Raw genomic sequence first — 25,155 nt, forward strand, 5'->3', positions numbered from 1 at the left:
ATGACCGAAGTGCTTCTGCTCGCCGTGGCCGTGCTGCTCTCGCTCGCCTGTGGCGCCTTCGTCGCGGCGGAGTTCTCCCTCACGACGGTCGAGCGCAGCGAGCTCGAACGGGCCGCCGAGCGCGGCGAACGGGGCGCTGCCGGCGCCCTCAAGGCCGTACGGAGCCTCACGTTCCAGCTCTCCGGCGCCCAGCTCGGCATCACCGTCACGAACCTGGTGGTCGGCATGCTCGCCGAGCCGTCCGTCGCCACGCTCATCCGCGGTCCGGTCGAGGCGCTCGGCGTGTCCCCCTCCGTCGCGTCGTCCGCGGCGCTGGTCATCGGCACCGCGTTGTCCACGGTGGTGCTGATGGTCGTCGGCGAGCTGGTCCCGAAGAACTGGGCGATCTCCTCCCCGCTGGCCGTCGCCAAGGTGGTGGCCACACCGCAGCGGATCTTCACCGCCGCCTTCCGGCCGCTGATCGCCCACCTCAACAACACCGCCAACCGCATCGTGACCCGCCTCGGCATGGAGCCCACGGAGGAGCTCGCCTCCGCACGCAGCCCCAAGGAACTCGTGGCCCTGGCCCGGCACTCCGCCAAGGCGGGCGCACTGGAGGCGGACACCGCCGAGCTGTTCGTGCGCTCACTGAACCTGGCGGAGCTGACCGCGGAGAACGTCATGACGCCGCGGGTGCAGGTCATGGCTCTCGACGCGTCCGCCACCGCCGAGGACGTCGCCAACGCCACGCGCGCGACCGGACTGTCCCGCTTCCCCGTCTACCGGGGCAGCCTGGACACCGTCGTCGGCATCGCGCACATCAAGGACATCCTTACGGTCCCGGCGGAGCTCCGGGCCCGTCACTCGGTCTCGGACCTGCTGCGTGAGCCGGTGCTGGTGCCGGAGACGCTGACCGTGGACCGGCTGCTGGACCAGCTGACGGGCAAGTCCACGATGGCCGTCGTCATCGACGAGTACGGCGGCACGGCCGGCGTGGTGACGATGGAGGACATCGTCGAGGAGGTCGTCGGCGAGGTGCGCGACGAGCACGACCCGCACGAGACGCCCGACCTGGCGCGGGCCGGTGAGGACGCGGACGGCCGCAGGCTGTGGTCCGCGGACGGCGCCGCCCGTACCGACCAGCTGGAGACCATAGGGCTGCGGGTCCCCGACGGCCCCTACGAGACCCTCGCCGGTCTCATCGCCACCGAGCTGGGCCGTATCCCCGCCAAGGGCGACCGGATCGATCTCGGGGGATGGCAGATGGACGTGGTCGACGCCACCGGGCGCCGCGCCGCGCGCGTGCTGATGCACGCACCGCTCGACGCCGCCGCAGGCGATGTGGCCGAGGAGGCCGGACGATGACCGCGATCCAGCTCTTCATCGGTCTGCTGACCCTGGTGCTCAACGCCTTCTTCGTCGGTGCCGAGTTCGCGCTGATCTCGGTGCGGCGCAGTCAGATCGAGCCGGAGGCGCAGGCCGGGAACCGGCGGGCGCGCAGCGTGCTGTGGGGTCTGGAACACGTCTCGGCGCTGATGGCGGCGGCCCAGCTGGGCATCACGCTGTGCACCCTGGTGCTCGGCATCGTCGCCGAGCCGGCCATCGCGCATCTGCTGGAACCGGTCTTCGACGCGGTGGGCGTGCCGCACGGCGCCGTCCACCCGATCTCGTTCGTGATCGCGCTGGCGCTCGCGACGTATCTGCACATGCTCCTCGGCGAGATGGTGCCGAAGAACGTCGCGCTGTCGGAGCCCGTGCGCAGCGCGCTGCTGTTCGGGCCTCCGCTGGTCGCGCTGGCGCGGGCGCTGCGCCCGGTGATCTTCACCGTGAACGCCCTCGCGAACGGACTGCTCAAGCTGCTCAGGGTCGAGACGAAGAACGAGGTGTCCGCCACGTTCTCGGACGACGAGCTGGCGAGCCTCGTGCAGGACTCGGGCGAGGCGGGCCTGCTCGACGACCGCTCGGCGGAACGGCTGCGGGACGCGCTGGAGCTCGGACGCCGGCCGGTGCGCGATGTGGTGATGCCGGTCGAGCAGGTCGTGTACGCGAAGGACGGGACGACGCCGGAGCAGCTGGAGCAGCTGTCGGTGGAGTCGGGGTACTCCCGCTTCCCGGTCGTGGACGCGGGCCGTCGCATCCTCGGCTACCTCCATGTGAAGGACGCGCTGGACGCCGCTCCGCGTGACGTGCCGTTCCCGGTGAGCGCTATGCGCCCGATCGCCCGGGTACGGGCGACGACCCCGCTGGACGACGTGCTCACCGCGATGCGCCGCAGCCGCACCCACCTGGCGGCCGTCCTCGACGAGCAGGGCAGGCCGGAGGGGCTGGTGACGATGGAGGACATCCTGCGCGAGCTGGTGGGCCGCCCCGGCTGACGCGCGACGTCCGCAGGCGGTCCCGGGGCCGGGAGGGCACGTGCCCTCCCGGCCCCGGTCCGTGCGGGATCCGCTGCGTGGCGGCGTCGCTCAGAACGCCGTCGCGGCGAGCCAGGACGTCAGGACGGACACGTCTCCCGTGACCGTGAAGCGTGGATCGTCCGCCGAGCGGCGGCCGTACGTCAGGAGCAGCAGGTCACCGGCCGGGCCCTCGACGCACGCCGACGGCGCGGCCGTCGCGGACTTCGACCAGCGGAAACCCCGCTCGCCGAAACCGGCCGTCCAGGACGCTCCGGTGTCCGTCGCCGTCAGGACGACGGAGCCGTTCGCAAGGCGTGACACCGGTTCGGCGAGCCATGAGAAGTACGGCAGGTTCTCCAGGAACTCCTCGATCCCGTCCGCGGCCGTGCCCGGATCGACACTCGGCTCGCGCCCCAGCGACAGCTCCGCGTCCGCGAGGTGGACCAGCGCCTCGAACAGCAGCCGGCGCGGGAAGTAGGCCACTCGCTGGTCCGCCCCGTTGGACCACATCGGGGTGTCCGGGTCGACCTTGCGCAGCATGCCGAGCACGCTGTCCGCGCCGCGGGCGAGCCAGTCCGGAAAGGCAGCCGGGTCGTCGGGCAGGTCGAGGGGGATCTCGCGCGACCGGACGCGCTCGCAGGCCCGGGTCCGCACCAGATGCTCCATCCAGCGGTGCGTGGTGCCGTGGTGGCGTACGAGGTCGGCGAAGGTCCAGCCCGGGCAGGTGGTCACCGGCGCGGCGGGATCCGCGTCCCGTACGGTCGCCACGAAGCGCCGCTCGATGTGCTCGATGGCGTCGCAGTACAGCTCGTGCTGGTCGTCGTCGAGGCCGAAGCCGTCGGGTATGCGCAGCAGCTCGTCACGCCGGGCCCCTTCGGGGCGCCTGCGGGCAGTGCGCCGGAAGAGCCGGGCGAGCTCGCGCCGGTCGGCCGGCGGGAGCCGGTCGAGCAGGGATCCCGTGGTCTCCAGCCACTTCACCGCGGTGTCCGGGTCGAGTACGTCGTCGTCACAGGTGTCGATCGAGATCACCACATCGGCCAGCGCTTCGGCCAGCGCGTTGAGCAGTGCGTCGCTCACGAATGCTCCCCTCCCGGTACGGAACCGACGGACCTTACCGCGCGGTAGGATCGCTCCGCCATGGAGACGCATGCCAATTACACGAGCTTTGTCGCGGTGGGTGACTCGTTCACCGAAGGGATGTCGGACCTGCTCCCCGACGGCTCCTACCGCGGGTGGGCCGATCTGCTGGCGGCGCGCCTGGCGGCCCGTACGCCGGGCTTCCGCTACGCGAACCTCGCCGTGCGCGGGAAGCTGATCGGCCAGATCGTCTCCGAGCAGGTCGACGTGGCGGCCGCGATGGAGGCCGATGTGGTCACTCTCGTCGGCGGGCTCAACGACACCCTGCGCCCCAAGTGCGACATGGCCAGGGTGCGCGGTCTGCTGGAGGAGGCGGTGGAGCGGCTCGCGCCCTCGTGCAGGACGCTGGTCATGATGCGCAGCCCGGGCCGCAACGGCCCCGTGATGGAACGGTTCCGCCCGCGCATGGAGGAGCTGTTCGCCCACGTCGACGCGCTGGCGGCGCGGCACGGCGCGCTGGTGGTCGACCTCTACGGCTCACCGGCGCTGGGCGACCAGCGGATGTGGGACGTGGACCGGCTGCACCTGACGGCCGAGGGGCACGCACGCGTCGCCGAGGCCGTGTGGCAGACGCTGGGCCTGGACGCCGAGACCGACTGGCAGGCGCTGCTGCCGCCGCCGGCGCGGGCGGGCTGGGCGGCGCGCAGGGCGGCCGACCTGCGCTTCGCCCGCGAGCACCTGGGGCCGTGGATCGGGCGGCGGCTGACGGGGCGCTCGTCGGGTGACGGCCGACCGGCGAAGCGGCCCGAACTCCTGCCGTACGAGCCGCCGGCGCCGCAGGACCTGGTCCTGCGACCGGACCGTGTCGCCGGTTCGTAGCAAGGTACAACCGGGACCGTGGCGCTGGCCTGCAGAAACCGCCAGTAGAATCTGGTCACGTGACTGCTGTGTCTGCGAAGCCTCGCATCCCCAATGTCCTGGCCGGCCGCTACGCCTCCACGGAGCTAGCCGTCCTCTGGTCCCCCGAGCAGAAGGTCAAGCTGGAGCGTCAGCTCTGGCTCGCGGTGCTGCGCGCCCAGAAGGACCTGGGAATCGACGTGCCGGACGCGGCGATCGCCGACTACGAGCGCGTGCTCGACCAGGTCGACCTGGCCTCCATCGCCGAGCGCGAGAAGGTCACGCGCCACGATGTGAAGGCCCGCATCGAGGAGTTCAACGCCCTCGCGGGGCACGAGCACGTCCACAAGGGCATGACCTCGCGCGACCTCACCGAGAACGTCGAGCAGCTGCAGATCCGGCTGTCCCTGGAGCTGATGCGCGACCGCACCGTGGCGGTGCTCGCGCGGCTGGGCAAGCTGTCCGGCGAGTACGCCGAGCTGGTCATGGCGGGCCGCTCGCACAACGTGGCCGCGCAGGCCACGACGCTCGGCAAGCGGTTCGCGACGGCCGCCGACGAGCTGCTGGTCGCCTACAGCCGGCTCGAGGACCTCCTCGGCCGCTACCCGCTGCGCGGGATCAAGGGCCCGGTCGGCACCGCGCAGGACATGCTCGACCTGCTGGGCGGCGACGCCGGCAAGCTGGCCGAGCTGGAGCAGCGCATCGCGGCCCACCTCGGCTTCGCGCACGCCTTCACCTCCGTGGGCCAGGTCTACCCGCGCTCGCTGGACTACGACGTCGTCTCGGCGCTGGTGCAGCTCGCGGCGGCCCCGTCCTCCGTGGCCAAGACGATCCGTCTGATGGCCGGTCACGAGCTGGTGACCGAGGGCTTCAAGCCGGGCCAGGTCGGTTCGTCCGCCATGCCGCACAAGATGAACACCCGCTCCTGCGAGCGCGTCAACGGGCTCATGGTGATCCTGCGCGGCTACGCCTCGATGACCGGCGAGCTCGCCGGCGACCAGTGGAACGAGGGCGACGTGTCCTGCTCCGTGGTCCGCCGCGTGGCGCTGCCGGACGCGTTCTTCGCGTTCGACGGCCTGGTCGAGACGTTCCTGACGGTGCTCGACGAGTTCGGCGCGTTCCCCGCCGTGGTCGCCCGTGAGCTGGACCGCTACCTGCCCTTCCTCGCCACGACCAAGGTGCTGATGGGCGCGGTGCGCGCCGGTGTCGGCCGCGAGGTCGCGCACGAGGCCATCAAGGAGAACGCGGTGGCGTCCGCGCTCGCGATGCGCGAGCAGGGCGCGGAGCGCAACGAGCTGCTCGACAAGCTGGCCGCCGACGAGCGCATCCCGCTGGACCGGGCGCAGCTGGACGAACTGATGGCGGACAAGCTGTCGTTCACCGGCGCAGCCGCCGACCAGGTGGCCGTTCTCGTCTCCCGTATCGAGGAGATCGCCAAGCAGCACCCCGAGGCCGCGGGGTACGCCCCGGGAGCGATCCTCTGACCCGGCTGGGACCGGCGGAGCTGGAGGCCGCCCGCGACCGGCTCGTGCCGGATGTCGTCGCGGACGGCCTCCGCGTGCTGTTCTGCGGGATCAACCCGGGGCTCATGACGGCGGCCACGGGTCACCATTTCGCCCGTCCCGGCAACCGGTTCTGGCCCGTGCTGCACCTGTCGGGCTTCACACCCCGGCTGCTGAAGCCCTCGGAGCAGCACGAACTGCCGGCGCTCGGGCTGGGGATCACGAACGTGGTGGCGCGGGCCACCGCACGCGCCGACGAACTGACCACGCAGGAGTACCGCGAGGGCGGACGGATCCTCACCACGAAGGTGGAGCGGCTGCGGCCGCGCTGGCTCGCGGTGGTCGGCGTGACCGCGTACCGCACGGCCTTCGGTGAGCGCGGGGCCGCGATCGGGCCGCAGGAGCGGACGATCGGGGACACCCGGATCTGGGTCCTGCCCAATCCGAGCGGGCTGAACGCCCACTGGACGGCGCAGACCATGGCGGCGGCGTACGGGGAGCTGCGCGAGGCCGCCGAGGCGGCCGACGCTCCTGCGTGAGCGGGCCGCCCGGAACGGCCTCAGGGAGGGTCCGTCTCCGTGACGACCGCGAGCAGTTCCCACCGGTGCTCGTCGGCGCGCGCGACGCCGACGGCTATCCAGTGGCCGTCCACCCGCCACAGATCGAGGTCGTCCGCGACCTGACCGAGCTCCTCCCACGGGTCCGGCATCTCCTCCCCCGCGATGCTCCTCACCGAGACCGACCACAGGCTGACCCGCTGCGGCTGCCCCCAGCGGGTGCTGAGCGCGTCGGCCAGCGCCTCGCACTCCGCGCGGCACTGCTCGGCCGCCTCCTCCTGCCGCACGCCGCACTCCTGCCCGCCCGCCCCCGCCGTGGGGAGGCGGGCGAGGTGGTAGCCGGGGCCACTGTCGCCGAGCTCCGACCGGCCGCGCACGGCCGGGAACGCCCGGCTCCGCAGCAGGTCGATCGCAGCGAGGTGCTGTGCAGTGGTCATGACGCCAGTAAAGCGGCCCCGACTGACAATTGGCATGCCGTCAGGCGGCGTTCGGCCACGGCGCTGGGGCCCTGCGCCCGGGCGGCCCGCGCCGCGCCCGGAGGCGGACGTCCGCCGTCCTTCGGGGTCCGCGGGCGGCGAGCGGCGGCAGCGAGTACGATCCCGCAGACACGCGCTCGAGCTGGAAGGACACACAGTGGGGCGGCTGACCGGCGGAGACCCGTCGCTGCTGCGGCGGATCAACTCCGCAGTGGTACTCCATTCCCTGCGCGGCGCCGACTCCTCCACGCTCACGGACCTGACCCGGATCACCGGGCTGTCCAGGCCGACGGTCGAGGGCGTGGTCGAGGGGCTGATCGAGGTCGGTCTGGTCGTCGAGAGCGTTCCCGAGGAGGGCGAGGCTCGCCGGCAGGGGCGCCCGGCCCGCCGTTTCCGGTTCCGCGCCGAGGCCGGTCATCTGCTGGGCATCGAGATCGGGGCGCACCGGGTCGCGGTGCTGATGTCGGGTCTCGACGGGCGCATCATCGGCGCCGGCTCGCGGGACGTGTCCGAGACGGCGTCCGCGGACGACAGGCTGGAGAAGGTGCGCACGGTCGTCGCGGACGTGCTCCGCAGGACCGGTGTGGCGCGCAGCAGTCTGCGGGCGGTGGGCGTGGGCTCGCCGGGGATCGTGGAGACCGACGGCACGGTGCGGCTGTCGACGGCGCTGCCCGGCTGGACGGGGCTGCCGCTCGGGGACCGGCTGCGCCGGTCCTTCCGCTGTCCGGTGCTGGTGGAGAACGACGCCAACGCGGCCGCGGTCGCCGAGCACTGGAAGGGCGCGGCCACGGAATCGGACGACATCGTGTTCGTCCTGGCCGGGCTGAGCCCGGGTGCCGGATCGCTGATCGGCGGAAGGCTGCACCGGGGCTACGGCGGCGCGGCGGGCGAGATCGGGGCGCTGCACCTGCTGGGCCGCGAGGTGACCCCGGAGAAACTGCTGTCGACGACGGACGAGCCGCTGCATCCGCTGGACGAACAGGCGGTCGCCGACGTGTTCTCGCTCGCGAAGAGCGGGGACGAGCGGGCGCGGGCGGCTGTCGACCGCTTCAACCAGCGCCTCGTGCACGACGTCGCCGCGCTGGTGCTGGCGCTCGATCCTGAGCTGGTGGTGATCGGCGGCTGGGCGGCGGGGCTCGACGGCGTACTGGAGCCGCTGCGCGACGAGTTGTCTCGTTACTGTCTGCGGCCGCCGCGGGTGACCCTGTCGCTGCTGGGCGAGGCCGCGGTGGCGACGGGTGCGCTGCGGCTGGCGCTCGATCACGTGGAGGAGCAGTTGTTCGCCGTGGAGGGCACGGTGACGGCCCGCCGTTGAGGACCGGCGGGTCCGGGACCGGGCGGTGCGACGCATGCGCACCCGGTCGCTTACAATGGCCCGCCGCCGAGCGGGGCGCTCGGGCGACGGGCCGCGGGAGAAGGCGGTGGACCCTCCGTCAGGAGGCGCGGCGCTCCTCGGCCCCGTGGCTGATCTCCAGGTCTCCGTAGGCGCCGAAGGTGAGCCGGCAGGTGTCGGCCCGGTAGGTCGCGACGGACACGGCGGCCGTGCGGCCTTCGGAGAAGTAGCGCGTGGTGACGACCAGGACGGGGGCGCCGGGCAGCCGGTCCAGCTCCTTGGCGTCGACGGCGCCGGCGGAGCCCAGCTCCACCGCGCGGTCCTGGCCCTCCAGGTCGAGGCGGGCCAGTTCGCGCAGGACGCCGCGGGCGAGCGCAGGGCCGGACGGGGCGTCGATGGCCGGCAGCTCGGGCACGGCGGAGGCCGGCACGTAGAGGAGCTCCGTGGCGACGGGCTGACCGTGGTCGGCCCGCACGCGGCGCACCACGTGCGTCTCCTCGTCGCCGTCGAGGTCCAGCAGGCGCGCGACGGACGCGGGCGGTACCGCGGAGCCGCACTCGGTGGCCTGCCATGCCTCGGTCGCACCGGCGCCCGGCCAGTCGTGCGGCGACGGCGAGACGTCGACGCCCATGCGGGGCGGGGCGACGGTGGTGCCGACGCCGCGGCGGCGATGGAGGCGGCCTTCCAGCTCCAGTTGTTCGAGCGCCTGCCGGAGCGTGGCGCGGGCGACTCCGAAACGGGCGGCGAGATCACGCTCGTTGGGCAGGATCTCGCCCACCGAGAAGTCCGAGTCGAGCGCTTCGCCGATCACGGTCTTGAGGTGCCAGTACTTAGGTTCCGGCACCGTGCCCAGCTGCGTGGTCCCCACCCTGATCCTCCGCAATCGCCGTGTCCCCGGCGGCTTTCCGTGCCCTTGTTTATTAAAGGTTCCTGCACTATCCCTGCGACCATAGGACGGGCCTCACCCTTGGTCAAGACCAATGCTGCGGCGGTCACGCAGCGGAACCGGGTCGCTTCGCAGAGCGTTCACAGGGTGTTCGTACCGAGGTGTCGTCGCCCAGCACAAGACCCCGCATCCGAAAGCGGACACGGGGTCTGACGTGCGGCGCAGGCGGTTTCAGGCGGCGCCTGCGACGGCCAGCGAGGTGAGTTTGTCCGGGTTTCGCACGATGTAGACACGGCTGATGCGCCCGTCGAGGACTTCCATCTGGAAGACGCTGTCCGGCCGCCCGCCCGACAGGATCAGCAGCGCCGGTGCGCCGTTGAGTTCGACGAAACGGACCTCCATCTCCTCGAGCGGCTCCCGGGACACCGCGAAGAGGAAGCGGCCCACCTTGTCGGCGGTGTGCATGACCCGCAGCGGCGCCTTGGACTTGCCGCCGCTGTCGCCGACCAGAGTCACGTCGGGGGCGAGCAGGGAGAGCAGTCCCGACAGGTCGCCCCCGGACGCCGCGGCGAGGAACCGTTCGGTCAGTGCGCGGCATTCGCCGGGGTCGACGTCGTAGCGGCGCCTGCGCTCGTCGACGTGCTTGCGGGCGCGCCCGGCGAGCTGACGCACGGCCGCCTCGGACCTCTCCAGGGTGGCGGCGATCTCCGCGTACGGGAAGCCGAAGGCCTCCCGGAGCACGAACACCGCGCGCTCCAGCGGCGAGAGGGATTCGAGGACCACGAGCACGGCCAGCGAGACGGAGTCGGCGAGGACGGCCTGCTCGGCGGTGTCGGGGACCGACGGGCCGAAGTCGGTGACGATCGGTTCGGGCAGCCAGGGCCCCACGTAGGACTCACGGCGCGACTGGACGTGCCGCAGCCGGTCGATGGAGAGGCGGGTCGTGATGCGTACGAGGAAAGCGCGCGGCTCACGCACGTCGTCACGGGCGTCCGCCGACCAGCGCAGCCACGCCTCCTGGACCACATCCTCGGCGTCGGCGACGCGCCCGAGCATGCGGTAGGCCACGCCGGTCAGGACGGGCCGGTGTTCTTCGAAGACGTCGGTCACGGTGTCTGCTGCCACGCTTCCATCCCAGCCGACGCGACCCCGGGTGTCCAGGAGGTATCAGTGCGGCGCACAGCACATCTGCAGGCGTTTGCGCCACGGTTCTTGAACTGCCGACTACCGAGCGGTAATTGTTACTGACAAGCCGTCTACATTCTTCGGGTGCTCAGGGAGTTGGCGTACATGGCCGAAGAGATCACGTTCGCCGTCCGGGCCGGCGACGGCAGCCGCACCCTGACCCTGCACTACGAGCGCAGGGGTGCCGGCGAACCGCTGCTGCTGCTCCACGGCATCGGCCACCACTGGCAGGCATGGGAGCCCGTGATGGACATCCTCGCCACGGAACGGGACGTCGTCGCCGTGGACCTGCCCGGCTTCGGCGCCTCGCCCGCACTGCCGGACGGGCTGCCCTACAGCCTCGGTACGGTCGGCGCCGCGCTGGGCGCGTTCTGCGAGGCCATCGGCATCGAGCGCCCCCACGCCGCGGGCAACTCGCTGGGCGGGCTGCTCGCCCTGGAACTCGGCCGCGAGAAGCTCGTCCGGTCGGTCACCGCCCTGTCCCCCGGCGGCTTCTGGTCGGAGCGCGAGCGGATCTACGCCTTCGGGCTGCTGCGCGCGATGCGAGTGGGCGCCACCTCGATGCCCGGGCCGTTGATCGAGCGGCTGTCCCGCTCCGCCGTGGGCCGCACGGCGCTCGTGAGCACCATCTACGCCCGGCCCGCCCGCCGTTCGCCCGAGGCCGCCGTCGCCGAGACGTACGCCCTGCGCAGGGCCACCGGCTTCCACCGGACCCTCGCGGCCGGCCGGGACGTGCTGTTCACCCACGACATCCGCGACATTCCCGTCACCATCGGCTGGGGCAGCAAGGACCGGCTCCTGCTCCGCCGCCAGGGGCTGCGGGCCAAGCACGTGATCCCCGGCGCGCGGCTCGTACGGCTGCCGGGCTGCGGCCACGTGCCCATGAGCGACGACCCGGCGCTCGTCGCCCGCGTCCTGCTGGACGGCAGCCGCTGACGCCTCCCGCGTGCCCCGGGGCGCGTGGGCCGGCAGGCCGTGACACAACGAGCGCATCCGGCTGTTCATTTGGGGTTCTTGTCCCGGCCGCGGCCGGGCGTTAGGCATGGCGGCACACCGTCCGGACCCCGTATGGAGGCGCAGCGATGTCCCAGAGCCCCCGGAGATTCACCCCCGCCCGCCGTTCCGTTCTGCGCGGAACGGCCGCCGCCTCGGCGGCGCTGGCCCTGCCGGCCGTGGGATCGGCCCCCGCCCTGGCTCTGTCGGGCCGGCCGCGCGCGGCGTGGGGAGTGCAGACCGGTGACGTGACGACGACGTCAGGGCTCGTCTGGGTGCGTTCCGACCGGCCCGCCCGCATGATCGTGGAGACGTCGGCGACGGAGTCCTTCCACCACCCGCGCACCTGGCACGGTCCGCTGCTGGGGCCGGACTCCGACTTCACCGGGACGACCGCGCTGCGCGGGCTGCCGCCCGGCGAGCAGGTCCACTACCGCGTCACGCTCGCCGACCCGGACGACCCCCGGCGCACCGGCGAGACGGTCCAGGGCACCTTCCGCACCGCGCCCGCGCGGCGCCGGCAGGGCGTGCGGTTCCTGTGGTCGGGCGACATCGCCGGGCAGGGCTGGGGCATCAACCCGGACATCGGCGGCTACCGCGCGTACGAGGAGATGCGCCGTCTCGACCCGGACTTCTTCCTGTGCAGCGGCGACACCGTCTACGCGGACGGACCGCTCGTGCCGAGCGTGACCCTGCCGGACGGCCGGGTGTGGCGCAACCTCATGACCGAGGAGAAGTCCAAGGTCGCCGAGACGCTGGACGAGTACCGCGGCAACTTCCGCTACAACCTGCTCGACGAGAACGTGCGGCGGTTCAACGCGCAGGTCCCGACGATCGTGCAGTGGGACGACCACGAGGTGCGCAACAACTGGTACCCGGGCCAGATCCTCGAGGACGCGCGGTACACGGAGAAGAACGTCGACGTGCTCGCGCGGCGCTCGATGCGGGCGTTCGCCGAGTACTTTCCCGTCGGCACGCTCTCCGCGAGCGGCAGCGAGGGCCGCATCCACCGGGTGGTGCACCACGGTCCGCTGCTGGACGTGTTCGTCCTCGACATGCGCAGCTTCCGCAACGCCAACTCGCCGGGCCGGCAGGCCGACGACACCCAGGGCATCCTCGGCGCGGAGCAGCTCGCCTGGCTCAAGCGCGAACTGTCCCGGTCGCGCGCGGTGTGGAAGGTGATCGCCTCCGACATGCCGCTCGGCCTGATCGTGCCGGACGGCTCGGCGAACTTCGAGGCCGTGGCGCAGGGCGACCCGGGCGCGCCGCTCGGACGCGAACTGCAGATCGCCGACCTGCTGTGGTACGTCAAGCACCGACGCATCACCGGCACGGTGTGGCTGACCGCCGACGTGCACTACACGTCGGCCCAGCACTACGCGCCGGAGCGTGCGGTGTTCAAGGACTTCGCGCCGTTCTGGGAGTTCGTCTCGGGCCCGCTCGCCGCGGGCGGCTTCCCGGCGAACGCGCTCGACGCCACGTTCGGCCCCGACCGGGTCTTCGTGCGCGCCCCGCAGCGGGCGAACGTGTCACCGATGGAGTCACCGCAGTACTTCGGCGAGGTGGACATCGACGGTGACAGCGGGGAGTTGACGGTACGGCTGCGCGCCGAGGGCGGAACGGTCCTGTTCACCAAGACGCTCCAGCCGGGGCGCGTGGGGCAGTAGCCGCGGGCGTCGGGACACCGGCTGTCCGCGCCTCGTGGTGCACCGGACCGGCGCGGGCGCCGCAACGATGCCGGCCTCGCCTTGGTGCCCGACATGCCCGTCGGCCGTGTTCTTCCGCTCCCGGAAGGCACGGCCGACGGTCGTTCAAGGGGGCACAGCAGCCTGGGGCGACCTCATTGCGGACCGCCGCGGCCTCCGGCAACTCGGCGTCCCTCCGAGCCTGGAGCGATGATCCGAGCACGGCAACCCCTTGGAGTGCGCCCCTGCGTGGCTGCGCCTCCACCGGCAGCGACTGCGCGGGCTGCGGCCGGGAGCACGGGCCCCACAGGACCACATGGTTGACAGGGGGTCAGCGGATCCGGTGAACGCCGGATGTCGGCCTGCCGCCACCGCGGCGAACCTGCTAGCTGTGAGCGCGGTAGCGAAATGTACACGCTACGACAAGTTGTCCGGAAACACCGCGTTGCTCTCCGGGCTCAATGTCCTCAAGAAAGGTCTGGGATGCCCAAAATCTTCCCTGTGGCCCTCCTCGCGCTCACTCTTGCCGCCGCACCGCTGACCCCGGCGGTGGCCAAGGCGCCTCCGCAGTCCGACCATGTTCCCGGCCGTTACATCGTGACCCTGAAGGACACAGCCGCTGCCGACGCCGCCGGCGTGGAAGCGGCTGTGAGCGCGGCTGTCGAGCAGGCCACCACCCTGGGTGCCGATGTGCAGCACGTGTACCGCTACGCACTCCAGGGCTACTCCGCGTCCATGAGCCCGGGCGTCGCGGCCACGCTGGCCGACGACCCTCGGGTGCGTTCGGTGGAGCCCGACCGGCGGGTACAGGCCACCGCGCAGTCCGTTCCGACCGGTGTGGACCGGGTGGAGGCCGACAAGAGCCCCACAGCGGCCATCGACGGTGCCGACACCCGGGTGAACGCCGACGTCGCCGTCATCGACACCGGGATCAACCCGAGCCACCCCGATCTCAATGTGCACCGGGCCGGCGGCAAGAACTGCTGGCTGCCCATCCTGCCCCCCTCCGACTGGCACGGTCACGGCACGCATGTCGCCGGAACCATCGGCGCCCTGGACAACGGCACCGGGGTGGTCGGTACGGCGCCGGGCGTCCGGCTCTGGCCGGTGCAGGTGCTCGACCCCTTGGGCAGCGGCACCACCTCGGCGGTCGTCTGCGGCATCGACTACGTCACCCAGCACGCCGACGAGATCGAGGTCGCCAACATGAGCCTGGGCGGCGGGGGAACCGACGACGGCAACTGCGGCAAGAGCAACAACGACGCGATGCACCAGGCGATCTGCAACTCCGTCGCCAAGGGCGTCACCTACACCGTGGCAGCCGGCAACGACCACGCCGACGCCAAGGACATGATCCCCGCCGCGTACGACGAAGTGATCACGGTCAGCGCCTTGGCCGACTTCGACGGCAAGCCGGGGCGTCTCGGCCGGCCGACGTGCCTCAACGACCAGGACGACACCTTCGCCGACTTCTCCAACTACGGCTCCGACGTCGACCTGATCGCGCCCGGCGTGTGCATCCGCTCCACCTCCAACACCGGCGGCTACACCACGCTGTCCGGCACCTCGATGGCCGCGCCCCACGTCGCAGGCGGCGCAGCGCTGTACCGGGCCACCCACCCCGGCGCACTGCCGCAGAGCGTCAAGACGGCTCTGCAGAGCGCCGGCAGCCTCGACTGGATCTGGCCCTCGCAGGACGGCGACGGCACCAAGGAGCGTCTGCTCAGACTCACGTCCTTCTGACGGCGGTCACCTGCCCCATGGCGTGGGCGCGCACCGGTGCGGGTGCGCGCCCACGCCATGGGTGCTTCTGCGACCAGGGGTCCGGGGTGCCACGTGGCCTCCGGACCGCCGACAGGGCCCAGGCGCAGGGCCGTTGTCAGTGGCACGTTCTACGGTCCTTCCATGACGCGATCACTGCAGGCGTTCGCCTATTCCCGTGCGTCCGCTCTCGTCTCCGCGCAGGACGGCCGGCTTCTCGGTCTCGAGACGTCGAGCGGGCTCACGCCCCGGGGCGCCGAGGCCCATCCGCACTTCTTCTCCGGCTTCCTCGCCTCCCCGCAGGCCGCCGCTCGCGGCCTGCTCGCGGTCGCCGACGTCGCCGCCGCGCGGTACCACGACCACGGGGTCCGGCCGATACTGGACCCGGTCGTCACGGGCAACGGCGACCGGCTGCGCTTCGAGTCCTTCTCCGGCTGCAACGGGGTCTACGCCCGCCTGGACGTGCTGCCCGAGGGTCTGGACGGTGCCGACACGGGTCACGGCACGACCAACGTGGACGTCAACAACCCTCTGCGGGAGGCGCTTTCCCGGCTGACCGGCGACGATCCGCTCCATCTGCGGGTGGGCCCGGACGAGTTGGCGATCACCACTCTTGCGGGCGCGGTGGTGGAGAAGAAGGTGCCGCTGCCGGACCGCTGGCTGCGCGGCTTCGCCGAGGCCCAGGTGGCGACCGTCGGCTTCGACCTGCGGGCCGAGCTGCCCGCGGCCGAGGCGGTGCGCTTCCTGCGGTCGCTGCCGCGCGGCTCGGGCGGTGCCGCGCGCGGCGCGCACTGGGTCGTGCCCGCCGGCCGGACGCTGCGGCCCACCACGCGACCGGGTCCCGGCGCGGTGTGCCTGCCGGGCCCCGAGCGCCTCGCCGCGCTGCAGCGGGTGCTGCGCCAGGCCCGGTCGCTGCGGGTGTACGGCCCCGTGGCCGACGGGCTGCCGACGGCGAGCGCGTGGGAGGTCGTGCTGCCCGGTATGCGGCTGACCCTCACCCTCTCCCCCGACGCGTCGCGCGGCTTCTCCGGAGAAGGAGGGGTGCTGGAGGCCCTGGCCACCGAGGAGGCCGCGGCGGACGCGGAGCTCGTCTCGGTGCTGCTGGCCTGGGAGCCGCGGATCGACCCCGCGGATCTCGCGGCCCGAAGCGGCCTGACGCCCGAGCGGGTGCGCGCGGCGCTGACCCGGCTCGGCACGGCGGGCCGGGTCGGATACGACCTGGCCGACGCCGCGTACTTCCACCGCGAGCTGCCGTACGACGCCGACCGCGCCGAGCGGCACAACCCCCGTCTGACGGCCGCCCGTGACCTCGTCTGCGCCGGCGCGGTCGACCTTTCCGGTGAGCCGGCGGCGGTGTTCTCGGGCGAACGGCGCTACCAGGTGAGGGACTCGGGCGGGGCGCTGAGCTGTACCTGCCAGTGGTGGACCGGCCATCGGGGCAGGCGCGGACCGTGCAAGCACGCGCTGGCGGTGCGGATGGCCCGTCGCGGTGCGGCGGTCACGACGCAGTCGGTCTCCTCGACGAGGGGAGCGACCCGGTGAACGGCCTCGCGGCGGCGGCGGGCGCGGGCAGGGTCCGCGATGTGTCCGGACTCCTCGCGACGATGACGAGCGAGGAGCGCAAGGCGGCACTGCCCGTGCTGAAGGAGATCCGTGCCGAGATCCGCGGCTGGGACTGGGACCGGTGGCGCGAGCGCGGCGCCGTCCAGGACGCGCTGCTGGTCGCCGGAGCGGGCTGCCTGTCCGGAGCCGCCGCGGCGGCGGCCTGGATCGGCGCGCGCGACCTGCGCAGTGCGACGGTCGTTCCGTACGGGGTCGTCGCCGCTGTCCTCGAGGACCGGGACCCCACCTGGCTGGCGGACGTCGCCCATCGGCTCGCCGCCCGCGTCTCCACCGCCCAGCAGGACGCCCCGCTCATCCAGGAGCTGGTCGGCATGTCGGGCTGCGAGACGCCGACGACGGACGAGTACGTCCAGGGCTGGGCGCTGTCGGTCACCCCGGCCAGGGTCGGCCCCGTGGCCCTGCGCGAGGACCGGCACGCACCGGTCCTCGTGCCCCGGATGTTCGAGGCGACGCCGCTGCCGTCGGCCCTGACGACGTACGACGATCCGGACCATCCCCTGCACTGGCCGTCGACGCTGGCCCGGCTGGCCGAGGAGGGCGTGCTGGACCGGGCGGTGCTGGTCGACGGATGTGTTCTGCGGTTGCTGCGCGGCGGACGCCCCGGGGAGATGCGCTCCCTCCTGCACGTCCTGCGCGGCCTCGGTCTCACCCCGGCCGAGGAGAGCGCCCGGGTGGCCGACTGGTCGGGGATGGCCGCCGACGGTCTCTCGACGGTCGCCGCGCACGCCCAGCAGGTGCTGGGACGGGTCGCCGCACGCGGTGAACTGTCCACGCGGGCACTGGCCGAGATGTCGGCGGGTGTGCTGTTCCGGACCGAGAAGAAGCTGGTGCGGGCCCAGTTGTCGCTGCTGGGCAAGGAGCTGCGCCGTGACCCCGCTGCCGCGCCGGAGCTGCTGCCGGTCGTCTCCGAGGCGTTCGGCCACGAGGACTCCGAGGTCCGGGCCCGCGCGCTGAAGCTCGTCGCGCGGTACGTGCCGGCCGTGGACGCCGGGGTCCGGGAGGAGCTGGCCGCCTCGGCGGTGCTGCTGGGTCCGGCGCACCGCGGCGAGGCGGAGACGGTGTTCGGTGCGCTCGGGGACGGCGACGGCGAGGCCGTGTCGGAGGACTACGAGGAGATCCTGCCGCCGGCACCGTCACCGCGGCGACTGGATCCGGCACCCGAGTCGGTCGCGGAGGTGGTCGAGCAGCTGCTGGTGCTCCTGCGCGGTGCGGAGGACGTGGTGGCCTTCGAGCGTGTCCTCGACGGTGTGGTCCGGGTGGCGCACCGGGAACGGGAGGCGCTGGCCGAGGCGTTGCGTGCCGCGATGACGGGCCGTTGGTGGACGGACGGCACGGTCGGGTGGGCCGACGATCGCTTCTCACAGGACACGCGCGGCCTGGAAGTGGTGGCCGCGGCGCTGACGGGCCGGGTCTCGGCCCGCATGCTCGACCGGGCCCGCTCCCGTCCGGTCCGGCCCGGGCTCTGCGCCCATGCCGGTCTGTCGCACGCGGTCGACTCCCGCCTGTGGGAGGTGTGTTACTTCCTGATCACCCGGCCGCTGCCGTTCCTGCTCGCGACGCCCACCTGGCACACGGGGACGCTCGATGCCGAGGTCCTCGTCGACCGGCTCCGGGAGTACGCACGGCTGGGGGCGCGGCCGGCTCCGGTGGACTTCGCGCAGGCCCTGTTGCGCGTACGGCGGGAGGGGGGCGAGGCCGCCGCGAAGGCCGCCGCCGGGCTCGGCACGCAGGAGGGCGACCGGCTGGCCGCGTGGCTGGGCGACCCGGAGCCCGTGGTCCCGGTGCTGCGCACGGCCACCGCGGACGACGACGGCGGTGCGCAGGCCCCGGCGACGTCCGGGCTGGGCCGGCGCATCGCCGAGGCGCGCGAAAGGCCGGCGTTCAAGCGGGAGTTCCCGCGTCCGCTCCAGTGGCTCGGTCACACCCAGGACATACCGTCGCATCGCTGCTACCACTGGGAGGGCGGGGCGCGGTACTGGCCCGCGGTGCTGCCTCAGGACGGTGAGGCGCTGGCGATGTGGCTGCTGCCGGGCGTGCGGGCGACGGCCCAGGACGACGCCCGGGGCGACGCCTGGTGTCTGCCGGTGCTCGCCGAGGCGGAGGGCCGCCCGGGACCGTATCTGCACCGCGCTCTGGCCTGCGGGCTCGGCGCGCGGTACGGCGAGGACCGGCTGGCCGCGGTGGACGCGCTGCTCGTGCTGGCCGCCCGGCGGCAGCTCGACACCGGGCTCGTGGGCCGGGAGGTCGCGGCGCTGGTGCGGGACGGCACGGTGAAGCTCAACCGCCTTGCGGACTCGGCCCGTACGGCCGCGGCGACCGGGGCGTACAGGACGGTGTGGGGGCTGCTTGCCGCCGCGCTGCCCGCGCTGCCTGCCGTCGCGCCCGCTCCGCGCGGTCTGGGAGAGATACTGGAGGTGGCCGCCGACTGCGTGGAGCGCTGCGGTCCGGACACGGCGTCGCGGACCGCGGGCTCCGGCCTGGTCCCGGGACTGACGGAGCAGGCGGGACGGGGCGGTTCGTCCCGGCTCGTGGTCCAGGCGTCACGGTTGCTGGCCGCACTGCGTCAGGGAAGCGAACATCGCAGGCCAGAAACGGCCAAAACCAGTCGATAGCAGTCCAAATAGACACTTAACCCATCAGTCACAAAGCGTTCGTGATCACGCAACACCCTTCGGTCACAGTGATGCCATGACCGATGTGACTTCTGCGAAGAGTGCCCGCCGTCCGCACCACTGGCGGCGGGACCTCGTCGAACTGGCCGCCCTGTTCACCGCCGTCGCCGTCGCCGACGCGATCGCCAACCTGATCGGACACAGCCCCGACGGCCCGTTCCTGCTCGTCGCCTCCGCCGTCGCGCTGATCGCCACGGCGGCGTTCCACACATGGTGGGCACGGCGCCACAGTCATGCGCCTCCCACCACGGCAGCACGGGACACCACGGCCCCCGCCGAGGGGGTGGGCCCGGATCCGTCCGGCGACGAGCCGCGCGAGACCGCGCTGTGGCGGATGCGCACGACCGTCAAGGACGCCCCCGGCAGCCTGGCCGCTCTCTGCACCGCCCTGGCCCACCTCGACGTCGACATCCTGACCCTGCAGACCCACCCCCTGGGCGACGGCACAGTGGACGAGTTCCTGCTCCGCGCCCCCGCCGCGCTCCAGGCTCAGCAGCTCAGCCGCGAGATCGCCGCGGCCGGCGGCACGAGCACCTGGACCGAGCGTGCCGACGCGCACGACCTCGTCGACACCCCGACCCGCGTGCTCGGCCTCGCCACGCGCACCGCTCTCGACGCCGCGGAGCTGCCGCTCGCCCTGCGCCAGCTGCTCGGACGCTGCACGATCCGCTCGCGCCCGGCGCTCTCGCTGAGCGGCCGGCCCACCGGCGACATGCCGCCGGTGGAGGGCGTGCTGGAAGAGACCGTGATGCATCTGCGCGATCCGAACGGCGGCGCGATCACCGTCGAACGGCCCTACCTGCCCTTCACCCCCACCGAGTTCGCCCGCGCCCGCGCGCTCGTCGAGCTCGACGCACGCCTCGGCCCGCGCATCCCGCGCAGCCAGGACGTGCTCACCCTCCCCGAGGGCAACGAGATCACCGTCCGCCGCGCCGACCAGGGCGACGTGGAGGCGGCGCTCGCCATGCACGAGCGCTGCTCGGACCGGACGCTGAGCCTGCGGTACCACGGCCCCGTCGGCGACGCCAACCGCTACCTCAACCACCTGCTCAGCCCGCGCTTCGGCCGCACGCTCGCGGTGCAGACGGCCTCGGGCCGGCTGGTCGCCCTCGGCCATCTGCTGTGGGACGGCGACGAGACCGAGGTCGCCCTGCTCGTCGAGGACGAGTGGCAGCGCCGCGGCATCGGATCGGAGCTGCTCGGCCGTCTGGTGGCGCTGGCCGCCGAGGCCGGCTGCGACAGTGTCTACGCCGTCACGCAGGCGTCGAACACGGGGATGGTCGCGGCGATGCGCGGCCTCGGCCTGCCGCTGGACTACCAGATCGAGGAGGGCACTCTGGTCGTCACCGCACGGCTGGATGCGGTGCCGGTGCGCCCTGCGATCCGTTACGAGCAGGCGGAGCGCTGAGGACCTCGGCCGCAGTGCCCGGGCGCCGGACGGCCAGGGCGTCGTCCTGCCTGGCGCTGAGCGCCTCGGTCAGGTCCCGCCACAGGTCCTCGACGTCCTCCAGGCCGACCGACATCCGCAGCAGCCGGTCGCTGACCCCGTGAGCGCGCCGGTCGCCCTCGGCCACGATCCGGTGGCTGATGGACGCCGGGTGCTGGATCAGGGTGTCGACGCTGCCGAGGCTCACCGCCGGGGTGATCAGCCGGACACCGGCGATCACCCCGTGCGGGTCGCCGTACACCTCGAAGGAGACCATCGCGCCACCGATGCTCGGGTAGTGCACGCGTGCGACCCGCGGGTCGGCGGCGAGGCGGCGGGCGAGGTCGGCGGCAGTGGTCGACGCGGCCCTGACCCGTACGGGCAGGGTCGACAGCCCGCGCAGCAGCAGATAACCGGCCAGCGGGTGCAGGACGCCGCCCGTGGCGAACCGCACCTGACGCAGTTTGCGCGCGAACTCCTCGTCGCAGGCCACGACGCCGCCCATCACGTCGCCGTGCCCGCCCAGGTACTTGGTCGCGCTGTGCAGCACCAGCCGGGCGCCCTCCTCGGCGGGCCGCTGGAGCACGGGGGTGGCGAAGGTGTTGTCGACGAGCAGCGGGACCGAACCGCAGGCGTGCCGCACGGCGCGCAGGTCGACCTCGGCCAGGGTCGGATTCGCCGGGGTCTCCACCATCACGAGGCCGGTGTCGGGCCGCAGGGCCTCGGCGATCCCGGCCGGGTCCGTCCACGTGACCTCGGTGCCGAGCAGTCCGCCGTTCAGCAGATGGTCGCTGCAGCCGTACAACGGCCGGACGGCGACGACGTGCCGCAGGCCCATGCTCGCGCGGACCAGCAGCACGGCGGTGAGTGCCGCCATGCCGCTGGCGAACGCGACCGCGGACTCCGTGCCCTCCAGCTTGGCGAGGGCCGTCTCGAACCGCGCGGTGGTGGGATTGTCCAGCCGCGCGTAGACGGGCGGGCCGTCGAGGCGGGCCCCGGTCTCGGCGAAGGCGTCGATCCGTGCGGCCTCGGCAGCGGCGTCGAAGGAGGGGTAGGTGGTCGAAAGATCGAGCGGCGGGGCGTGCACGCCCAGCTCCGCGAGGTCCTCGCGTCCGGCGTGCACGGCTTCGGTGGCCAGGGCCCGGGGTGCGGGCGTGGCCGCTGCTGCGTTCTCCATGGCGGCACTGTGAACACCTACCGGGAAGTAGCGATTCTTCTCCGTGTTACGTTCGGCAGATGGCTGAATCCGTCGCACTGGACCCGGTGGACCTGCACATCCTGCGCCTGCTGCAGAACGACGCCCGGACCACCTACCGGGAGCTCGCGGCAGAGGTCGGTGTGGCGCCCTCGACCTGCCTGGACCGGGTCACCAGGCTGCGCCGCTCCGGCGTGATCCTCGGCCACCGTCTCTCCCTGGACCCCGCCCGGCTCGGGCGCGGACTGCAGGCCCTCCTGATGGTCCAGGTGCGTCCGCACCGGCGCGAACTGATCGGACCGTTCGTCGAGCGGATCCGGGCGCTGCCCGAGTCGCTGGCGCTGTTCCACCTGACCGGCCCGGACGACTACCTGGTGCACGTGGCCGTCACCGACATGTCGGACCTCCAGCGGCTGGTCCTGGACGAGTTCACCTCGCAGCGCGAAGTGGCCCGTGTGGAGACCCGGTTGATATTCCAGCAGTGGGAGTGCGGGCCACTGCTGCCCCCCGCTCAGGGCCGTCAGGCGTCAGAAGCCGGATGATGGTGACGCGGAGGGCTTCCGCGTACGAGGATGGCCCCATGCCACCCACTTCCAGCAGCGCGCTGCCCCGTCAGGTCGCCGACGCCTATGTCGACGCACTCGTCGAGCTCGATCCGATCGCCGGAACGTATCTGGGCGTCAAGGGGAGTTCCGGACTCCTGCCCGACTTCTCGCCGGCCGGTCAGGAGGAGATCGCCAACCTCGCCCGCGCCACCCTCGCCGGCCTCGACGCCGCCGAGAAGCTGCCGGGCGCCGACAGCGACGCCGAGCGGCGCTGTGCCCGCCTGCTGCGCGAGCGGCTGACCGCCGAGCTCGCCGTGCACGAGGCGGACGAGGGCCTGCGGACGGTGAGCAACCTGCGGTCGCCGGCCCACGCGGTGCGGGAGGTGTTCACCGTGACGCCGACGCGGACCGAGGAGGACTGGGCCGCGGTCGCCGAACGGCTGCGCGCCGTCCCACGGGCCCTGGAGGGCTACCGCGCCTCGCTCGCTCTCGGCCTCGACCGGAAACTGTTCGGCGGGCCCCGGGCGACCCGCACGTTCGTCGGACAGATGACGGACTGGATCGGCGGCGGTCGCAGCTGGTTCGAGGACTTCGTCGCGGACGGCCCCTCGTCGCTGCGCGTCGAACTGGACGTGGCGGCCCGCACCGCGACCGAGTCCCTGGTGGCACTGCGCGACTGGGTGCGCAATGTGTACGCCCCCGCCGTCGCCGACGCGCCGGACACCGTCGGCCGCGAACGCTACGCCCGCTGGGCGCGCTACTTCAACGGCACGGACCTGGACCTCGACGAGGCGTACGCCTACGGCTGGTCCGAATACCACCGTCTGCTGGGCGAGATGGAGGCGGAGGCGGACAAGATCCTGCCCGGTGCGGGCCCATGGGAGGCGCTGGCCCATCTCGATGCGCACGGCGAGCACATCGAGGGCGAGGAGAAGGTCCGCGCCTGGCTGCAGAAGCTGATGGACGACGCGATCGCGGCACTGGACGGCACCCACTTCGAACTGGCCGAGCGCGTACGGAGAGTGGAGTCCTGCATCGCCCCGCCCGGCGGCGCGGCGGCTCCGTACTACACCGTGCCGTCGGAGGACTTCTCGCGCCCCGGCCGCACCTGGCTGCCGACGCGGGGCGAGACCCGGTTCCCCGTCTACGACCTGGTGTCGACCTGGTACCACGAGGGCGTGCCCGGCCACCATCTCCAGCTGGCGCAGTGGGTGCACGTCGCCGACCGCCTCTCCCGCTACCAGGCGACGATCGGCATGGTGAGCGCCAATGCCGAGGGATGGGCGCTGTACGCGGAGCGGCTGATGGACGAACTGGGCTTCCTGCCCGATCCGGAGCGCCGGCTCGGTTATCTCGACGCCCAGATGATGCGGGCGTGTCGGGTGATCGTGGACATCGGCATGCACCTGGGACTCCGTATTCCGGCGGACTCGCCCTTCCGCCCGGGAGAGCGGTGGACCCCGGATCTGGCGCAGGAGTTCTTCGGGAACCACAGCGGCCGCCCGGCGGACTTCGTGGAGAGCGAGCTGACCCGCTACCTGTCCATGCCGGGGCAGGCGATCGGCTACAAGCTGGGCGAGCGGGCCTGGTTGCTGGGCCGCGAGAACGCGCGCCGCGCGCACGGGGACGCGTTCGACGCCAAGGCGTGGCACATGGCCGCCCTGTCCCAGGGGCCGCTGGGGCTGGACGACCTGGTGGAGGAGCTGTCGAAGCTGTGACCGGGTGAGGGCACGGGTGTGCCGCGCGCAGCGGTCACGCCCGTCCTCCGGTGGGCCACCGGCCGTCAGCCCCGGCGGAAGCCCCCTCGGAGTCGATCACCTGACCGGTGACCCACTGCGCCTCGTCCGTCGCCGGCCAGGCGATGAGGCGCGCCGGGTCGTCGGGCATGCCCCAGCGGCCGGATCAGCAGCCGCAGTCGTCCGCGCCGACGGGCGCCGTGAGCGGGTCGGTGTCGCGGGTGGCACTGCCCTGCCACGTCTCGTACGCGAAGCCCTCCCTCGCCCAGTACTCGAAGCCGCCGAGCATCTCCTTGACCTGGAAGCCGAGTTCGGTGAGGGCGAGCGCGGCACGTGTGGCGCCGTTGCAGCCCGGGCCCCAGCAGTACGTGACGACGGGGACGGACTTGTCGAGCAGGGTCTCCGCCTGCTCGGGGATCAGCGCGGTCGGCAGGTGGATCGCGCCGGGCACATGGCCCTGGTCCCAGGACTCGGTCGACCGGGAGTCGAGCACCACGAAGCCGGGATCGCCGCCCGCCGCCAGGGCGGCGGCGACGTCGGAGACGTCGGCGTGGAAGGCGAGGCTCGCCCTGAAGTACGCGGCCGCGACGGCCGGGGCGGCGGGCGGCACTCGCAGGACGGGGTGGGCTGCTGCGGTCTGCGGGGCATGGGTCTGCGTCGTTGTCATGATCAGAAATCTAGGCTCCCCGATCGCTTCCCTGAAGGGGAGATCCCCGGCACATCCCTTGATCCGCCGGTGATTTCCCTGCTATCTCTCGGGGATGAGCGGATATTCACCGGACGCCACGGACTGGCGCATCCTCCAGGCCCTCCAGACGCAGGGCCGGGCCAGCTTCGCCGAGCTGGCCCGGTCCGTCTCCATGTCGGCGAGTGCCGTCACCGAGCGGGTGCGCCGGCTGGAGGAGGCCGGCGTCATCAAGGGATACGCGGCAGTAGTCAACCAGGACCGGCTGGGGCTGCCCATCCTGGCGTTCGTCCGCCTGCGGTACCCGAACGGGAACTACAAGCCGTTCCACGACCTGCTGGACACGACCCCGGAGATCCTCGAGGCACACCACGTCACGGGCGACGACTGCTTCGTCCTGAAGGTCGCCGCCCGCTCCATGCGCCACCTCGAGGAGGTCTCCGGGAGGGTCGGCGCGCTGGGATCGGTGACGACGAGCGTGGTGTACTCGTCGCCCCTGCCGGGCCGGCCGATCAGCCGCTGACCGGCCGGCCCGCGGCCTCCTGT

General features: G+C 72.7%; 21 protein-coding genes. 15 read left to right on the forward strand and 6 right to left on the reverse strand.

The genetic code is table 11. From position 1 onward, the window contains the following. Both HW130_RS30470 and HW130_RS30475 read left to right on the forward strand, forming a co-directional pair. Nucleotides 1-1,344 (forward strand): hemolysin family protein, encoded by a 1,344-nt coding sequence (locus HW130_RS30470; protein ID WP_177152994.1) that lies wholly within the window; start codon nucleotides 1-3, stop codon nucleotides 1,342-1,344. Further along, nucleotides 1,341-2,354 (forward strand): hemolysin family protein, encoded by a 1,014-nt coding sequence (locus HW130_RS30475; RefSeq protein WP_177152995.1) that lies wholly within the window; start codon nucleotides 1,341-1,343, stop codon nucleotides 2,352-2,354. Before HW130_RS30470 ends, HW130_RS30475 begins: the two co-directional genes overlap by 4 nt. Before the next feature lie 90 nt (nucleotides 2,355-2,444). Here HW130_RS30475 and HW130_RS30480 read toward each other — a convergent pair whose 3' ends face one another. Then, the gene (locus HW130_RS30480) at nucleotides 2,445-3,452 is read right to left on the reverse strand and encodes a maleylpyruvate isomerase family mycothiol-dependent enzyme (RefSeq protein ID WP_177152996.1); all 1,008 of its coding nucleotides are present in this window, start codon (nucleotides 3,450-3,452) and stop codon (nucleotides 2,445-2,447) included. Between the two features lie 60 nt (nucleotides 3,453-3,512). Between HW130_RS30480 and HW130_RS30485 the strand changes: the two genes are divergently transcribed. From HW130_RS30485 to mug, 3 genes are read left to right on the forward strand one after another with little or no spacing between them, the layout of a single operon-like run. Beyond that, nucleotides 3,513-4,331, forward strand: a complete 819-nt coding sequence (locus HW130_RS30485) for an SGNH/GDSL hydrolase family protein (RefSeq protein ID WP_177152997.1) — start codon at nucleotides 3,513-3,515, stop codon at nucleotides 4,329-4,331. A 59-nt stretch (nucleotides 4,332-4,390) separates the two neighbouring features. Further along, nucleotides 4,391-5,833 carry an adenylosuccinate lyase gene (gene purB / locus HW130_RS30490; protein ID WP_177152998.1) on the forward strand — a complete coding sequence of 481 codons (1,443 nt, stop codon included), beginning with the start codon at nucleotides 4,391-4,393 and terminating at the stop codon, nucleotides 5,831-5,833. Then, on the forward strand, nucleotides 5,830-6,390 hold the full coding sequence (gene mug, locus HW130_RS30495) for a G/U mismatch-specific DNA glycosylase (protein WP_177153025.1): 561 nt from the start codon (nucleotides 5,830-5,832) through the stop codon (nucleotides 6,388-6,390). Before purB ends, mug begins: the two co-directional genes overlap by 4 nt. A gap of 20 nt (nucleotides 6,391-6,410) precedes the next feature. Here the strand turns inward: mug and HW130_RS30500 are convergent, their stop codons facing one another. Then, a complete protein-coding gene (locus HW130_RS30500; RefSeq protein WP_177152999.1) occupies nucleotides 6,411-6,845 on the reverse strand; it encodes a hypothetical protein in 435 nt (144 codons plus the stop codon). Nucleotides 6,846-7,041: 196 nt separating this feature from the next. Here HW130_RS30500 and HW130_RS30505 point away from each other — a divergent pair, with 196 nt between their 5' ends. Next, nucleotides 7,042-8,199, forward strand: a complete 1,158-nt coding sequence (locus tag HW130_RS30505; RefSeq protein ID WP_177153000.1) for an ROK family transcriptional regulator — start codon at nucleotides 7,042-7,044, stop codon at nucleotides 8,197-8,199. A 118-nt stretch (nucleotides 8,200-8,317) separates the two neighbouring features. Here the strand turns inward: HW130_RS30505 and HW130_RS30510 are convergent, their stop codons facing one another. Continuing rightward, nucleotides 8,318-9,085, reverse strand: a complete 768-nt coding sequence (locus HW130_RS30510; protein WP_177153001.1) for a GntR family transcriptional regulator — start codon at nucleotides 9,083-9,085, stop codon at nucleotides 8,318-8,320. Nucleotides 9,086-9,334: 249 nt separating this feature from the next. Beyond that, the gene (locus tag HW130_RS30515; protein ID WP_177153002.1) at nucleotides 9,335-10,228 is read right to left on the reverse strand and encodes an RNA polymerase sigma-70 factor; all 894 of its coding nucleotides are present in this window, start codon (nucleotides 10,226-10,228) and stop codon (nucleotides 9,335-9,337) included. 165 nt (nucleotides 10,229-10,393) lie between these two features. On the opposite strand from HW130_RS30515, the gene HW130_RS30520 reads away from it, so the two are divergent. From HW130_RS30520 to HW130_RS30545, 6 genes are all read left to right on the forward strand, one after another. Further along, nucleotides 10,394-11,224, forward strand: coding sequence for an alpha/beta fold hydrolase (locus tag HW130_RS30520; RefSeq protein WP_177153003.1), 831 nt, complete (start codon nucleotides 10,394-10,396; stop codon nucleotides 11,222-11,224). 146 nt (nucleotides 11,225-11,370) lie between these two features. Next, nucleotides 11,371-12,948, forward strand: a complete 1,578-nt coding sequence (locus tag HW130_RS30525; protein ID WP_177153004.1) for an alkaline phosphatase — start codon at nucleotides 11,371-11,373, stop codon at nucleotides 12,946-12,948. A 501-nt stretch (nucleotides 12,949-13,449) separates the two neighbouring features. Further along, complete coding sequence (locus HW130_RS30530; RefSeq protein WP_177153005.1) at nucleotides 13,450-14,709, forward strand: S8 family serine peptidase; 1,260 nt, start codon at nucleotides 13,450-13,452, stop codon at nucleotides 14,707-14,709. Nucleotides 14,710-14,871: 162 nt separating this feature from the next. Next, entirely contained in the window at nucleotides 14,872-16,269 is a 1,398-nt protein-coding gene (locus HW130_RS30535; protein ID WP_177153006.1) for an SWIM zinc finger family protein, read from the forward strand. Continuing rightward, complete coding sequence (locus HW130_RS36600) at nucleotides 16,266-18,962, forward strand: DUF6493 family protein (RefSeq protein ID WP_177153007.1); 2,697 nt, start codon at nucleotides 16,266-16,268, stop codon at nucleotides 18,960-18,962. Before HW130_RS30535 ends, HW130_RS36600 begins: the two co-directional genes overlap by 4 nt. A 76-nt stretch (nucleotides 18,963-19,038) precedes the next feature. After that, on the forward strand, nucleotides 19,039-20,430 hold the full coding sequence (locus tag HW130_RS30545) for a GNAT family N-acetyltransferase (protein WP_177153008.1): 1,392 nt from the start codon (nucleotides 19,039-19,041) through the stop codon (nucleotides 20,428-20,430). On the opposite strand, the gene HW130_RS30550 is transcribed toward HW130_RS30545, so the two are convergent. Further along, on the reverse strand, nucleotides 20,366-21,625 hold the full coding sequence (locus tag HW130_RS30550) for a PLP-dependent aspartate aminotransferase family protein (RefSeq protein WP_256356441.1): 1,260 nt from the start codon (nucleotides 21,623-21,625) through the stop codon (nucleotides 20,366-20,368). The two genes, HW130_RS30545 and HW130_RS30550, sit on opposite strands and share 65 nt — an antisense overlap. Nucleotides 21,626-21,684: 59 nt before the next feature. On the opposite strand from HW130_RS30550, the gene HW130_RS30555 reads away from it, so the two are divergent. Together HW130_RS30555 and HW130_RS30560 are read left to right on the forward strand one after the other, a co-directional pair. Further along, nucleotides 21,685-22,185, forward strand: coding sequence for an Lrp/AsnC family transcriptional regulator (locus HW130_RS30555; protein ID WP_177153009.1), 501 nt, complete (start codon nucleotides 21,685-21,687; stop codon nucleotides 22,183-22,185). 38 nt (nucleotides 22,186-22,223) lie between these two features. Next, a complete protein-coding gene (locus HW130_RS30560; RefSeq protein WP_177153010.1) occupies nucleotides 22,224-23,906 on the forward strand; it encodes a DUF885 domain-containing protein in 1,683 nt (560 codons plus the stop codon). Between the two features lie 184 nt (nucleotides 23,907-24,090). Here the strand turns inward: HW130_RS30560 and HW130_RS30565 are convergent, their stop codons facing one another. After that, nucleotides 24,091-24,591 (reverse strand): rhodanese-like domain-containing protein, encoded by a 501-nt coding sequence (locus HW130_RS30565; RefSeq protein ID WP_177153011.1) that lies wholly within the window; start codon nucleotides 24,589-24,591, stop codon nucleotides 24,091-24,093. A 94-nt stretch (nucleotides 24,592-24,685) separates the two neighbouring features. Between HW130_RS30565 and HW130_RS30570 the strand changes: the two genes are divergently transcribed. Next, on the forward strand, nucleotides 24,686-25,132 hold the full coding sequence (locus HW130_RS30570) for an Lrp/AsnC family transcriptional regulator (RefSeq protein ID WP_177153012.1): 447 nt from the start codon (nucleotides 24,686-24,688) through the stop codon (nucleotides 25,130-25,132). The last annotated feature ends 23 nt before the right edge of the window (nucleotides 25,133-25,155 follow it).

The organism is Streptomyces sp. PKU-EA00015 (genome assembly GCF_013387495.1).
GTDB lineage: Bacteria > Actinomycetota > Actinomycetes > Streptomycetales > Streptomycetaceae > Streptomyces.